We start from the raw sequence: 13,590 nt of genomic DNA, 5'->3' as shown, positions 1-13,590 counted from the left end.
ATCGAACGGGCCTTCCTCTCCTGCCGCGACTCGCTTCCAGTCAAGATGGCCCGGCATTCACCGCATAACGTTAAAACATCGAGCAATCATCACTATTTATGATAATTAACTGCATATGAAGTAAGTAAGCCGCAGATCACACTTGTAACTATGCTATTAGTGAAGTTTTCTAATATGGCGGGATTAGTTTTGTTAATCTCAAACGGGTCTTTATTTTACTGCTGCCCCCAGACCAGATGACAACGCCGGGCAAAGCCCGGCGTTTTTCAGAACAGGTGGGTCGCGGCAAATGGCACCGTGACCCGTGGCCAGTGCCCGCTCAGGGAGCCAGCTTGCTCAGGATGGCGTGGGCCGCCTTTACCCTCTCCTGGATAGGGTAGTTGCGGTTGGCCAGCATGACGATGCCCACTCCCTTGGCCGGCACGAAGGCCACATAGGCGCCAAAGCCGTTGGTCGAGCCGGTCTTGTTGAAGAGCCGCTGGCTCCCCATCTCCTTCGGCGCGGCCGTCGTCGGATTGGCCTTCATGATCACCTGGGCCGAGTTGCCCGTCAGCAGCGTCTGCTCGCTGACCGGATAGGGGTAACTCTCCCAGCCCAGCCCCTGGGTCATCTCGCCTACCGAGTAGCGCCCCTGGTGGGTCAAAGCGATGGCCTGCTGCAATCCCTTGTCATCCACCCCGTTGATGTTGGCCTTCACAAAGGCGAGCAGATCCGCCGAGCTGGTCTTGATGCCGTAGGCCTCGTCCGCCAGCACCCCTGGCGTGACCCTGATGGGCTTGTCCTCTTTCGAATAGCCATAGGCGTAGCTCGCCATCGCCTGCTTCGGCACATTGATATAGGTGTGATGCAGGCCGAGCCCTGGCAGCAGGGTCTGCTCCATCAACTGGGCAAACGGCTGCTGCAGACTGCTCGCCGCCAGATAGCCGAACAGGCCGATACTGGGGTTGGAGTACTGGCGATGGCTGCCTGGTTGATAGGCCGGCGTCCACTGGCGATAGTAAGCCTGCATCTGCTCGAGCGATTCCACCTCGTCGGGGAATTGCAGCGGCAGGCCCCCGGCACTGTAAGTGGCAAGCTCGGCCATGGTAATGCCATCAAAGGCGGAGCCCTTGAGCCAGGGAGCGTGTCGGCTCACCTTGTCATCCAGCCCAATGCTCCCCTTGACCACGGCGTAGGCCCCCAGAGTCGCGGTCAGGGTCTTGCTGACCGAGCCAATCTCGAACAGGGTCTGCTCGCTGACCTTCTTCCCCGTCGCCAGCTCGGCAACCCCGTAGTTGAAGTAGTGGGGCTGCCCCTCTTTGAACACGGCTACCGCCATGCCCGGGATCCTGTGCTCTTTCACCAGCGGACGAATGACATCATCCACTACCCCGACCAGCGGATCGGCGGGAGCGGCCTGGGTGAGGGGCGACAGCAGCAGGGCGCTCAGCGCCAGCAACGACAAGGGTGAGGTTTGCTTCATGACGATAGATCTCGTGAGGTTGGAAAGCCGCCAGCATAGCGGGCCAATATGTGGCGAACATGAGCACAGGTGAAGTCTGTGTGAAGTCGCGCCTCAAATCATCCGGATTCAATGGGTTATCTGCAACTTATCCTCTTGCCACCGAACTGGCGTATTAAGCTGTAGGGGCAACGACACCGAGGAGAGGCACCCGTGCAGACACAACCACAGATAACCCGGCTGCTGACGGCGCTGGAGCAGGTGATCCTGGGCAAGCCGCTGCAGCTCAAGATTGCCCTGGTGACCCTGCTGGCCCGCGGCCACCTGCTGATCGAGGATCTGCCCGGCATGGGCAAGACCACCCTGGCCCACGCCCTGGCGCAAGTGCTGGGGCTCGACTGCCGGCGGGTGCAGTTCACCGCCGATCTGCTGCCGGCCGACCTGCTGGGGCTGCAGATCTTTGACCCCCAGCAGCAGCAGTTTCGCTTTCACCCCGGCCCCGTCTTTGCCCAGGTGTTGCTGGCGGACGAGATCAACCGCGCCAGCCCCAAGGTGCAGAGCGCCCTGCTGGAGGCCATGGCCGAGGGCAAGGTGAGCATCGAGGGGCAGAGCCACCCGCTCCCCTCCCCCTTCTTCGTCATCGCCACCCAGAACCCGGCGGATCAATCGGGCACCTACCCCCTGCCGGAATCCCAGCTCGATCGCTTCGCGGTGCGCCTCTCTCTGGGCTTTCCGACCCCGGAGGCGGAGCGGCGGTTGCTGCGTGGGGCCAGCCAGAGCGCCCCCCTCGCGCGCCAGCTCGATGCCGCAGATCTCGCCGCCCTGCAGGCAGAGGCGGCGCAGATCCACCTCGCCGACGCCACCCTCGACTACCTGCTGGCACTGGTGCAGCAGAGCCGCTTCGACGCCGAGCTGCCGCAGCCGCTCTCACCCCGCGCCGCCCAGACCCTGCTGGCGGTGAGCCGGGCCTGGGCGCTGGTGGCGGGCCGCCGCTTCGTCAGCGTGGAGGATGTGCAGGCGGTCTTCCCCTACGTGGCCGAGCACAGGCTCAGGGGGAGCTTTGGGGTGCAGCGCGGTGAAGCCTGCCCGCTCAGCCAGCGCCTGCTGGCCCGGGTCGATCCGGATCGCCCCTGATGAACTGGCGCCAGCGCAGAGCCAGGTGGCAGCAAGGCTGGCTGGCCAGGCGCATCCCGCCGGCCCGCCAGCTCACCCTGCAGGGGCGCTGTCTGTTCATTCTGCCCACCCGGCTCGGCCTCTGCTATCTGCTGGTGATGCTGGCCATCTATCTGCTCGGCACCAACTACCAGAACAACCTGGTGTTGCTGCTGGCCTACGGCCTCGGCAGCCTGTTCATGGTCACCATGTGGCTCACCCACCGCAACCTGCTGGGACTAGCCCTGCTGGGGGGGCCTGCCGTGCTGGGAGAGGTGGGCAGCCCCTTGCCCATGCGCATCACGGTACGCAGCGAACGGCCGCTGCAGGCACTGCAGTTTTCCCTCAATGAAGGGCGGTTCTGGCTGGCGCAGGTGGATGCGGTGCCCCAACCTCTGCTCCTGCCGGTGCTGGGTACCCGGCGCGGGCGACTGCCGCTGGAGAGGCTGCGAGTGGAGAGCCGCTACCCCCTCGGCCTGTTTCGCTGCTGGTCGCTGCTGGATTTGCAACTGGAGGGCTGGCTCGCCCCGGCCCCGGCGTACGGCCCATTGCGCGGGGAGGCCGCAACCGACGCGGCGGGCAACCGGGGACAATCCACCCCGGCCTCGATGGGAGATTTCGACATGCTGCGGGCCCATCAGAGCGGGGAGCCGCTCAGCCGGGTGGCCTGGAAACAGCTCGCCCAGGGGCGCGGCCTGCTGGTGAAGCAGTTCTGCGAGCCGGGACAGGATGATACCCACCTCTCCCTCTCCCGGGTTGGCGGCCAGGATCTCGAAGCGAGGCTGGCGGTGCTCGCCTGGTGGTGTGGCGACTATGCCAAACGGGGCATTCCCTTCAGCCTGACCCTGGCGGGCCGGACGCTCGGGCCGGACAGCGGCCCCGCCTTTTTGCAGCGCTGCCAACTGGCACTGGCCCGCCTCGACGCCCGGGAGCCGATGCAGGAGACAGACCTCGATGCTGCTCGATAACCGGCGCCTGCTGCCGCTGCTCGCCCTGCTGCAGTTGCTGCTGATCCCGGCCCTCTGGCCCCAGCTGCAGCTCTGGGTGATGGCCGTCTCGCTGCTTGCCCTTGGCGTGCGGGCCATGATGCTGTGGCGGGGCTGGCGCCCGCCGCCCGCCGCAATGCTGGCACTGCTGGCCATACTGGGCGTGGCGCTGCTGGGCTGGCAGTGGCGCCAGCTCGGCACCCTGCCGGCCCTCATCAACCTGCTCTGGCTCGGCTACGGCCTCAAGCTCATCGAGGTACGGCGGGAGCGGGATGTGGAGCAGGTGCTGCTGCTCGCCTTCTTTCTGGTCGCGCTGGCACTGGTGCAACGGCAAAGCATGGGGTGGGCCCTGGCGATGGCGGGGGCGCTCTGGCTGGCAGTCACCACCCTGCTGGCGGCGGTGCAGCCCCTCGGCCGACGGCTGTGGCTGCGCGCCGGCGTCACCCTGCTGCTGGCCGCGCCCCTGCTGCTCACCCTGTTCCTGCTGCTGCCAAGGCTACCGCCGCTCTGGCAGATGCCAAGCAGCAACCGCGCCCTCTCCGGCCTCTCGGAGGAGGTGGCCCCCGGCGACATCAGCGAGCTGGTCAACTCCTCCGAGCTGGCTTTTCGCATCAGCTTCGCCTCAGCGCCCCCCCTGCCCCAGGAGCGCTACTTCCCGCTGATGCGCCAGGAGCTGTTCGATGGCCGCCGCTGGTTGTTAAGCGATGAGGTGCGCCGCTGGCAACAGTCCCAATCCGTGCAGACGCAGCCGGCGGCAAACTCGACCACCCCGCTGCCTGCCGGCGGCTATCAGGTGATCGCCGAGCCCCAGCGCCACCGCTGGACCCTGGCCCTGACCGATCCCGAGGTGCTGAGCGGCCCGGTCACCTTGAGCCCCCTCGCCACCCTCTATCGTCGCGATCGGGGGGATGGCCGCATCAGCTACCAGGTCAGCACGGCCGCCACGGCGCCGCCAGCCAGCCAGGCGACCCGCCAGCTCAACCTGCAGTTGCCCACCATCGGCAACCCCAAGGCTCGGGCCCACGCCCTGATGCTCAAGGCCCGCCATCCGACGCCGGAGGCGCTCGCCGCCGCCCTGCTGGGCGAGTTTCGTCAGGGCGACTTCTACTACACCCTGCAGCCGCCACGACTGGGGCAGGACGGGGTGGATGATTTTCTGTTCGAGAGCCGGCGCGGCTTTTGCGGCCACTACGCCATGGCCACCGCCTTCGTGCTGCGGGCGGCCGGCATCCCGGCCCGGCTGGTGACCGGCTACCTTGGCGGCGAGTGGAATCCGAGGGGCAACTATCTGGAGGTACACCAGTTCGATGCCCACGCCTGGGTGGAGTATCTGGATGAGCAGAACCGCTGGCAGCGGCTCGATCCCACCGCCGCGGTGGCACCCCAGCGCATCGAGGGGGGCGTGCCGGCGGCCCTGGCTGGCGAGTTCGCCGCCGCTGACCCGCTCTCTTTGCAGCGCTATCGCAACTGGGCCCTGCTCAACCAGCTGCGCTGGTGGGGGGCCAACCTCGATTACCAATGGACCCGCTGGGTACTCAACTATGATGCGGCCAACCTGTGGCAACAGCTGGGGCAACGCTGGCCGGCGCTCTCAGGCCATACCCACTGGCTTATTCTGGCCGCCCTGTCGGGGGTGGCGACTCTGGTGGGCGGGCTGCTGCTCTGGCGTGGCCCGACCCCGGCGAGGCTGCGGCTATGGCAGCCCCTGCGCCGGCGCGCCGCCCGCCACGGCTGGCAGCCCTTGGCCGGGGAAAGCCTGGCCAGCTGGTGCGAGCGCCTCGCCGACCTCAGACCCTTGCTGGCGCGGCCGCTGCGACAGGGGGCCTGGCTCTACCGGCGCTGGCGTTATGCTCCGCTGTCGCCCACGCAGCGCCAACGCACTCTGCGCCAGTTGCGGCGTCGGCTACGTCAGATCTGCCGGTGCTGGGATGCCCACAGCTGACGGCAGTGTAGCGTCAACACACCTTGTACAAGGTACGGCGACGACTGCGCCAAATCTGCCAGCGCTGGGATGCACACGGCTGACGGCCAAGCAGCGTCAACGTACCTTGTGCCAGATGCAGCGCCGGCTGCGTCAGATCTGCCGGCGCTGGGATGCCCAAAGGTGACGACGATGAAACGGCGCCCAAACAAAAGGGGAGCCCATGGCTCCCCTTGTTATCAGACAACGACGACTGCGAGGCTTATGCCTGCTTGCTGTTTTGCGCCGGATTGTCCCAGATACCCTCTTCCAGCTGGCTGCGGATCTCGGGGTACTTGTTGGCATCGAAGGTGGGCAGCTTGCCCAGCTTGAGCTGGTCGTTGTAATCCTTGGCCAGCTTGATGGCCACCCCGGAGAGCAGCAGGATGGCCACCAGGTTGACGATGGCCATCAGTCCCATGGAGACATCCGCCATTGCCCACACGGTCGGCAGCTCGCCCACCGAACCGAACATCACCATGCCCAGCACGAACAAGCGGAACAGCATCAGGCCGCCCTTGTGGTTGTGCTCGAGGAACACCAGGTTAGTCTCGGCGTAGGAGTAGTTCGCCACGATGGAGGTGAAGGCGAAGAAGAAGATGGCCGCCGCGATGAAGATGTTGCCACCGCCACCGATCTGGGAAGAGAGCGCCCGCTGGGTCAGCTCAACACCTGTGATGCCTGAGCCAGGCTCAAACTGGCCGGACATCAGGATGATGGCGGCAGTACAGGTACAGATGACGATGGTGTCGAGGAACACCCCCAGCATCTGCACATAGCCCTGGGAGGCCGGGTGCGGCGGATAGGGGGTCGCGGTCGCGGCGGCGTTGGGGGCGGAGCCCATACCGGCTTCGTTGGAGAAGAGGCCGCGCTTGATGCCGTTGATCATCGCCTGGGAGATGGCGTAACCCAGCGCACCCGAGCCTGCCTGCTCAAGGCCGAGAGCGGACTTGATGATGAGGCTGAACACACCCGGCAGCTCGTGAATGTTGACCAGCACCACGAACAGCGCCATCAGGATGTAGGCCAGTGCCATGAAGGGCACCACCAGCTCGGCGAAGCGGGCGATGCCGCGGATGCCGCCGAAGATGATGAGGCCGGAGAGCACCACCAGAGCCAGACCGCTGACCCAGTCGGGGATGCCGAAGGCCACGTTCATCGCCAGGCTGATGGAGTTGGCTTGCACCGCGTTGAACACCAGACCGAACGCCAGGATCAGGCAGAGCGAGAACAGCACCCCCATCCAGCGCATGCCGAGCCCCTTCTCCATGTAGTAGGCGGGGCCGCCACGGTAGTTGCCATCCTCATCCTTGACCTTGTAGAGCTGGGCCAGGGTGCTTTCGACGAAGGCGGTCGCCATGCCGATGAAGGCGATCAGCCACATCCAGAAGATGGCGCCCGGGCCACCCAGATAGATGGCCACCGCCACACCGGCCAGGTTGCCGGTGCCGACGCGGGCGGCGAGGCTGGTACAGAGGGCCTGGAAGGAGGAGATACCGGCCTTGTCTGATTTGCGGCTGTTGCGCAAAACGGAAAACATGTGGCCGAAGTGGCGGACCTGGATAAAACCCAGACGGAAGGTAAAGAAGATGCCGACGCCGATGAGCAGGTAGATGAGCACGGCTCCCCACATCAGGTCGTTAATCATTGCGATCAAGGTGTCCATATTTCTCTCGTTGTTATCACATCCATGGTCAGTCTGCGCTGACCCCTTGCTGTCGATTTCTGAATTTGCGGTTCACTAAAGGGGCGGAATCTAGCATAGCGAAGGAGTTCAGAATAGTGATCGGGTTCACTACGGAAACAAAAAACGAGCGTTTTAGCGCAATAAAGCTTCATTTAACTCGCAAAATTTCAACAAAACTGAGAATCCAATCAATCGGCCAACAAATTAGACCCATAAGAAAACCTTTTGGCAATTATCTACATAGAGGTAGAAGCGGGAAAAAGGAGGCAAACCATTACGCAAGCGTTTACCCATCCGGGCAGCCAAAACGGCCCGCTTTCGCCAAACGTTTTACACGTAATAAAATTTCAAGTAGCTGACCTCACAATTTATGTGATCGAGGGCACAAAACAGATAATCAACTAAAAAAGTTGTTTTTGACGAAGGATAATTTCAACGACTAAAAACAGATAAAAGTCGTTTTTTATCAAACACTTTTATCCACTCCTTCCCGCCTGCGCCAGGGAGTGGCTGATAAGCATACAGCCCCCCCTATTGCAGGATGCGCCACATCCGTATTAATTAGGCAGGCAATGACGATGGGACCTGCCCATCGCGCTTTTCTGAGCCTGAGTCGCCGGGATTTTGTAATTTTATTTCAGAACTGTCGTCTCACGCCCGCCACCCCCGAGCCTGCGTCCTCACCAAGAGAGTGCGCCCTCATAAAGAGATGATATTTGCCATGGCCGATAAATTAACCCAGCTGAAAGCCCTGACCACAGTTGTCGCCGACACCGGCGATATCGAAGCCATCAAGCGCTACCAGCCCATCGATGCCACCACCAACCCCTCTCTGGTGTTGAAGGCATCCGAGATCCCCGAGTACGCGGCGCTGATCGAAGATGCCGTCACCTGGGCCAAGGCCCAGAGCCAGGACAAGGCACAGCAAATCATCGACGCGGGCGACAAGCTGGCGGTCAACATCGGTCTGGAAGTGCTGAAGATCGTCCCGGGCCGCATCTCCACCGAAGTGGACGCTCGCCTCTCCTTCGACACCGAGGCCAGCATCGCCAAGGCCCGCAAACTGATCCGTCTCTACAACGACGCCGGTATCAGCAACGATCGCATCCTGATCAAGCTGGCCTCCACCTGGGAGGGGATCCGTGCCGCCGAGGTACTGGAGAAAGAGGGTATCCAGTGCAACCTGACCCTGCTGTTCTCCTTCGCCCAGGCCCGTGCCTGTGCCGAAGCCGGCGCCTTCCTGATCTCCCCGTTCGTGGGCCGCATCCTCGACTGGTACAAGGCCAAGAACGGCCGTGACTACACCGCCAGCGAAGATCCGGGCGTGGTCTCCGTCACCTCCATCTACAACTACTACAAGCAGCACGACTACCCGACCGTGGTCATGGGTGCCAGCTTCCGCAATACCGGCGAGATCCTGGAACTGGCCGGCTGCGACCGTCTGACCATTGGCCCGGCCCTGCTGGAAGAGCTGAGCAAGGCTGAAGGTGCCGTGGTACGCAAACTGGACTACACCAGCGAGCGCAAGGCCAAACCGACCCCGATGACCGAAGCCGAATTCCGCTGGGAACTGAACCAGGACGCCATGGCTCACGAGAAACTGGGCGAAGGCATCCGCATGTTTGCCATCGACCAGAGCAAGCTGGAAACCATGCTGGCCAGCCGCCTCTGATCACTGCGCCATCTGCCGACAAAAACCGGGTTCCCGCAAGGGCACCCGGTTTTTTTATGGGCGCAGGATCCGCTGTCATGGGTTCGTCACGAAAACGTTTTATTTTCAATGCCGGTATGTTATACGGATGGTGAAAACGAGAATAACCAAGGAGGGAGCCATGGAAATGTTCAACTTCGATTATGAAGATGTAGTTGAGCTCGGTTCACGTAGCCGCGGGACAACGGGAAAAAAACGTAAATGGCGTGAGATAGAGGCGTTGAAAGACAAGCATCGCCTGCAGAAGGAGCTGCAATCCATCGACATCGCCTACGAAGGTCTCTCAGACGAGATCGAGTTGTAAAAACAAGGCCCCGGTTAACCGGGGCCTTGTTTTTCAAGAGAGAGTTACCCCTCAGGAAGAGATCGGCAGCGACAGGCGCCTGGCCAGATCCTGAAAGTGCTGGCTGATCTCGGGCCCGAACAGGGGATCCCCGATGGCGCGGTTCTGCCAGACCTGCTCGAGATGACGCCAGTCATCCTCGGTCAGCGAGTCGCGCAGATGGGGGAAGATGACCCCCTCTTCGTAGTTCATGTGCGCCTCCTGCAGCGCCACGAACTGCTCCAGCTTGGCGGTGAACTGATCGAGCGGAATGACCGCATCCATCAGGATCATCTCCACCATCTCCCTGAGCTCGGCACCGGCCTCCACCAGCTTGGCATGCTCCAGTTGCAGCCGGTTGGCCACATCCCCTTCCACTACCCGGTACTTGAGGTAGTAGTCATAGATGATGTCTTCCTTCGGATGGTGATACTTGTCCGATACCTCCCGCAGGTAATCCACCACGTCGCGGATCAGGAAATAGCTGACCCTTTCTTCGCTGCGAATGGCCGCCAGCTTCTGCTTGAGCAGACCCAGCAGCCGGGCGATGTTGAGATGATCCTTGTGCAGACTCGCTAACATAGGCACTCCTTGCGCTGAAATGAAACGATTCTGATCCGAGTATACGGCCATTTATCGCGCCGACTTTGCACTCAATCAAGTCAGCTGCAGACAAAACGGCCAGTGGCGCATGCTGCTCCACCCTCCCGACCGAGCAAATCACGGCTGTCTGCCCCGCGTTATTCGCAGACCGAGTGCCAGTTGATGGGGCTCATCCCCTGCTGGCTCAGCAAGCGGTTGGTCTCGGAGAAGTGGCCGCAGCCGATGAAGCCGCGATGGGCCGAGAGCGGGCTCGGGTGGGGGGCGCTCAGCACGTGGTGGCGGCTCCGGTCGATGAAACGCCCCTTCTTCTGGGCGTGGGCGCCCCACAGCAGGAAGACCACCCCCTGACAGCTGGCGTTGATCTGCTCGATGACCCGGTCGGTGAAGGTCTCCCAACCCAGATGGGCATGGGAATGGGCCTGGCCCGCCTGCACCGTCAGCACGGTATTGAGCAGCAATACCCCCTGGGTGGCCCAGGACTCCAGAAAACCGTGATTGGGTGTGACAAAACCCGGCAGATCCCGCTGCATCTCCTTGTAAATGTTCACCAGCGAGGGGGGCGTGCGCACGCCGGGCAGAACGGAGAAGCAGAGGCCATGGGCCTGGTTCGGGCCGTGATAGGGATCCTGGCCCAGGATCACCACCTTGACCTGATCCAGCTCAGTCAGCTTGAAGGCGTTGAACACGTCGGTGGCCGGCGGGTAGATCACCTTGCCCGCCTCCCGCTCGCTCCTGACGGTCGCCAGGGTTGCCTTGAAATAGTCCTGCTCCTTCTCGGAGCCAATCACATCAGTCCAGGTCAGCACCCCAATCTCCTCATTGAATCTGTCGGGGGAGGCGCTTATTTCGACCCGGCCGCTCGTGCGTGCAGGTCGGTGCGCCTCTCTCCTCGATCTACAGGGCCGGATGGATGGCCTGCGCCCTGCTCACCCACACGGGCACAGCACAGCACGCCACCATCCTCGATGAATACGGCAGGCCCAGGGTCACCTTGCTTTTTACGCAGGCCAATCGGCCAGCACGCGCCCCCTGCCCCCATTAATGCAGCAAGGGGCTCAGGATAGGGGGCCAGCCCCCAAGACGCAACCAGGATGCCCCTGCGGATTCCTTCTCCCGGCCAAGCCGTGGCCACCGTGCTCACCTTTCGGTCGCCGCCGGCCATCTTCGGATGAGCAAGAGGTCGGCACTGAACTCCCACGCGACTCCCCATGGCCTCGTCTGGCGATGGCTGGGCCACTCTCCCGCTCGCCTGTCGACCCCCATCGCCCTCTTTTTCCTTGGTTAAGCCTCTCCTTCACCTTTTTGGCGTATCCCCATCATTGGCTTATCCCCTTCGCCTACTGTATGGCGAATCCAGCTGCGAGCGAGCTGGAACATGAAAAGATGTAGTTAAATTACTAGATTTAATTAATGAAAGATGCATAATTTGGATATCTTTCATAATCAGAAAAATGACCTATTTTTGATTAATCTCAATAAGTTAATCCCTTCACATCCATACGGATCGCGTATTTTTTGATTTAGATCAATTTTCGTAATATTACCATCGTGGTATATATGACCCAACAAAGTAAAGGTGTAAGGCAAGGGCCCTTTAAATCATCCCGGTGGTTTAAATACATCAGGGTAATGTCCTTACAGTTGAATCCGCTTTCCTATGAGGAGTCATACCATGATCAAGGGCATCCAAATCACCCAGTCTGCCAACGCCGCTCTGCTGAACTCGTTCTGGCTGCTGGACGAAGAGAAGCAACAGGCTCGCTGCATCTGCGCCAAGGGTGATGCCTTTGCCGCCGATCAGGAAGTCAGCCTCTCCGACCTGGGCCAGTTCGAATACCGTGAACTGCCGGTACAGGCCGAGCCGGCCGTCGAAGGTGGCCAGCACCTGAACGTCAACGTCCTGCGTCGCGAGACCCTGGAAGACGCCATCGCCAACCCGGAGAAGTACCCGCAGCTGACCATCCGTGTCTCCGGCTACGCCGTGCGCTTCAACGCACTGACCCCGGAACAGCAGCGTGACGTGGTGACCCGCACCTTCACCCAGAGCCTGTAAGTCGCTCTGCACCAACCGGTATCATGAAAAACGGCCCAAACGGGCCGTTTTTTTATGGCTNCCCCCCCCGTTGGCTGCCCGTGCTCGACAGGCTGGCAGCGCACGGTGCAGGTATCGGTGGTTCAATGCTGATCCACCTTGACGGCTTGCGTCGGGTTGCTCAGCGCCTCGTGCATCTGCTGCTCGTCGAGCTGATCGCAGTAACGGGCCACCACCAGGGTGGCCACCCCGTTGCCGATGAGGTTGGTCAGGGCGCGGGCCTCCGACATGAAGCGATCGATGCCGAGGATCAACGCCAGCCCGGCCAGCGGCAGGTGGCCTACCGCCGAGATGGTGGCCGCCAGCACGATGAAGCCGCTGCCGGTCACCCCGGCCGCCCCCTTCGAGGAGATGAGCAGCACCACCAGCAGGGTGATCTGCTGGAACAGATCGAGCGGGGTATTGGTGGCCTGAGCGATGAAGATGGCCGCCATGGTCAGATAGATGGAGGTACCGTCCAGGTTGAAGGAGTAACCGGTCGGGATCACCAGCCCCACCACCGACTTCTTGCAACCGAGCGCCTCCATCTTGACCAGCATGCGCGGCAATACAGATTCAGAAGAGGATGTACCAAGCACGATCAGCAGCTCTTCCCGAATATAGGAAATAAAACGCAGGATGCTGAAACCATTCGCTCTGGCAATAGAGCCCAGTACCAGGAAAATAAACAACAGGCAGGTCATGTAGAAGCAGGCGATTAATTACCCGAGCTGAACCAGCGAGCCGATACCATATTTACCGATGGTAAATGCCATGGCACCAAATGCACCCACCGGTGCCAGCCGCATGATCATATTGATGATCCCGAAAATAACCTGGGAGAAGCTGTCGATGACATTGAATATCACTTTTCCCTTCTCGCCGATATGGTGCAGGGAGAAGCCGAACAGCACCGCAAATAACAGCACCTGCAGAATATTGCCGCTGGCGAAGGCGCCGATCACGCTGCCCGGGATCACGTCCAGCAGGAAGGGGATGATGCCCTGTGCCTTGGCCTGTTCGGCGTAGGCAGAGATGGCGCTGGCGTCGAGCGTGGCGGGGTCGACGTTCATGCCCGCCCCCGGTTGCAGCAGGTTGACCACGCACAGCCCGATGATGAGGGCGATGGTGCTGACCACTTCAAAATAGAGCAGCGCGATGGCGCCGGTTTTGCCCACCGCTTTCATGCTCTCCATGCCGGCAATGCCGGTCACCACGGTGCAGAATATAACCGGGGCGATGATCATTTTGATTAATTTGACGAAACCATCTCCAAGCGGTTTCATGTCCGCTCCGAGGTCGGGATATATATGCCCCAGGATGACTCCGAGGGTGATCGCTAACAACACCTGAAAATACAGGCTGCTGACTATTTTTTTCTGCATTCTTAACGTCCTGTCAGTTTAATGAGATGTGTCATGGCAGAAATACGCATGCAGCAAGCCGTGACGAAATATGAATTATCTCGCCCGGTTCGTGCCGTTCCCTCATCACAACAGGGGCTACTTTCACATGTTGAAAGAAGCAATTAATAGACATCAATCACACAACAGATTTAACAACATTAACACCATGGCAACCCAGATGTATTTATTCCGTGATTGATTTATGCTGGCCCAGGAAATAAAAACAGCGCGAAAACAAAAATGCCCCGCAG

The 13,590-nt window shown here is 61.1% G+C and carries 10 protein-coding genes and 1 pseudogene; 6 read left to right on the top strand and 5 right to left on the bottom strand.

Annotated features, from left to right (window positions below):
• Window positions 1–319 precede the first annotated feature (319 nt).
• Window positions 320–1,462: an AQU family class C beta-lactamase gene (gene blaAQU / locus AB5Y81_RS11005; protein ID WP_279485434.1), complete on the bottom strand. Its 1,143-nt coding sequence runs from the start codon at window positions 1,460–1,462 to the stop codon at window positions 320–322.
• Between the two features lie 192 nt (window positions 1,463–1,654).
• On the opposite strand from blaAQU, the gene AB5Y81_RS11000 reads away from it, so the two are divergent.
• The 3 genes from AB5Y81_RS11000 to AB5Y81_RS10990 are packed head-to-tail and all read left to right on the top strand — an operon-like array spanning window position 1,655 to window position 5,521.
• Complete coding sequence (locus AB5Y81_RS11000; RefSeq protein ID WP_279485433.1) at window positions 1,655–2,575, top strand: AAA family ATPase; 921 nt, start codon at window positions 1,655–1,657, stop codon at window positions 2,573–2,575.
• A complete protein-coding gene (locus AB5Y81_RS10995) occupies window positions 2,575–3,561 on the top strand; it encodes a DUF58 domain-containing protein (RefSeq protein WP_126882341.1) in 987 nt (328 codons plus the stop codon). The genes AB5Y81_RS11000 and AB5Y81_RS10995 overlap by 1 nt, the downstream gene beginning before the upstream one ends.
• Window positions 3,548–5,521, top strand: coding sequence for a DUF3488 and transglutaminase-like domain-containing protein (locus tag AB5Y81_RS10990; RefSeq protein WP_279485432.1), 1,974 nt, complete (start codon window positions 3,548–3,550; stop codon window positions 5,519–5,521). The genes AB5Y81_RS10995 and AB5Y81_RS10990 overlap by 14 nt, the downstream gene beginning before the upstream one ends.
• Window positions 5,522–5,762: 241 nt before the next feature.
• Here AB5Y81_RS10990 and AB5Y81_RS10985 read toward each other — a convergent pair whose 3' ends face one another.
• Entirely contained in the window at window positions 5,763–7,205 is a 1,443-nt protein-coding gene (locus AB5Y81_RS10985; RefSeq protein ID WP_005298492.1) for a sodium:alanine symporter family protein, read from the bottom strand.
• 742 nt (window positions 7,206–7,947) lie between these two features.
• Between AB5Y81_RS10985 and tal the strand changes: the two genes are divergently transcribed.
• Together tal and AB5Y81_RS10975 are read left to right on the top strand one after the other, a co-directional pair.
• Window positions 7,948–8,898 carry a transaldolase gene (tal, locus tag AB5Y81_RS10980; protein WP_279485431.1) on the top strand — a complete coding sequence of 317 codons (951 nt, stop codon included), beginning with the start codon at window positions 7,948–7,950 and terminating at the stop codon, window positions 8,896–8,898.
• Window positions 8,899–9,058: 160 nt separating this feature from the next.
• The gene (locus AB5Y81_RS10975) at window positions 9,059–9,241 is read left to right on the top strand and encodes a DUF3545 family protein (protein WP_005298488.1); all 183 of its coding nucleotides are present in this window, start codon (window positions 9,059–9,061) and stop codon (window positions 9,239–9,241) included.
• A 51-nt stretch (window positions 9,242–9,292) separates the two neighbouring features.
• Here AB5Y81_RS10975 and AB5Y81_RS10970 read toward each other — a convergent pair whose 3' ends face one another.
• Window positions 9,293–9,841: a hemerythrin domain-containing protein gene (locus AB5Y81_RS10970; protein WP_017765030.1), complete on the bottom strand. Its 549-nt coding sequence runs from the start codon at window positions 9,839–9,841 to the stop codon at window positions 9,293–9,295.
• Between the two features lie 158 nt (window positions 9,842–9,999).
• Window positions 10,000–10,668, bottom strand: coding sequence for a uracil-DNA glycosylase (ung, locus tag AB5Y81_RS10965; protein ID WP_017765029.1), 669 nt, complete (start codon window positions 10,666–10,668; stop codon window positions 10,000–10,002).
• Window positions 10,669–11,534: 866 nt separating this feature from the next.
• Here ung and grcA point away from each other — a divergent pair.
• Complete coding sequence (gene grcA, locus AB5Y81_RS10960; protein ID WP_005298483.1) at window positions 11,535–11,915, top strand: autonomous glycyl radical cofactor GrcA; 381 nt, start codon at window positions 11,535–11,537, stop codon at window positions 11,913–11,915.
• A gap of 122 nt (window positions 11,916–12,037) precedes the next feature.
• Here grcA and AB5Y81_RS10955 read toward each other — a convergent pair.
• Window positions 12,038–13,318, bottom strand: a pseudogene (locus AB5Y81_RS10955) (dicarboxylate/amino acid:cation symporter).
• Window positions 13,319–13,590: the final 272 nt, after the last annotated feature.

It is taken from the genome of Aeromonas sp. s2 (assembly GCF_040907935.1).
Lineage (GTDB): Bacteria > Pseudomonadota > Gammaproteobacteria > Enterobacterales > Aeromonadaceae > Aeromonas > Aeromonas dhakensis.
This window is presented reverse-complemented; position numbering and strand designations above follow the sequence as displayed.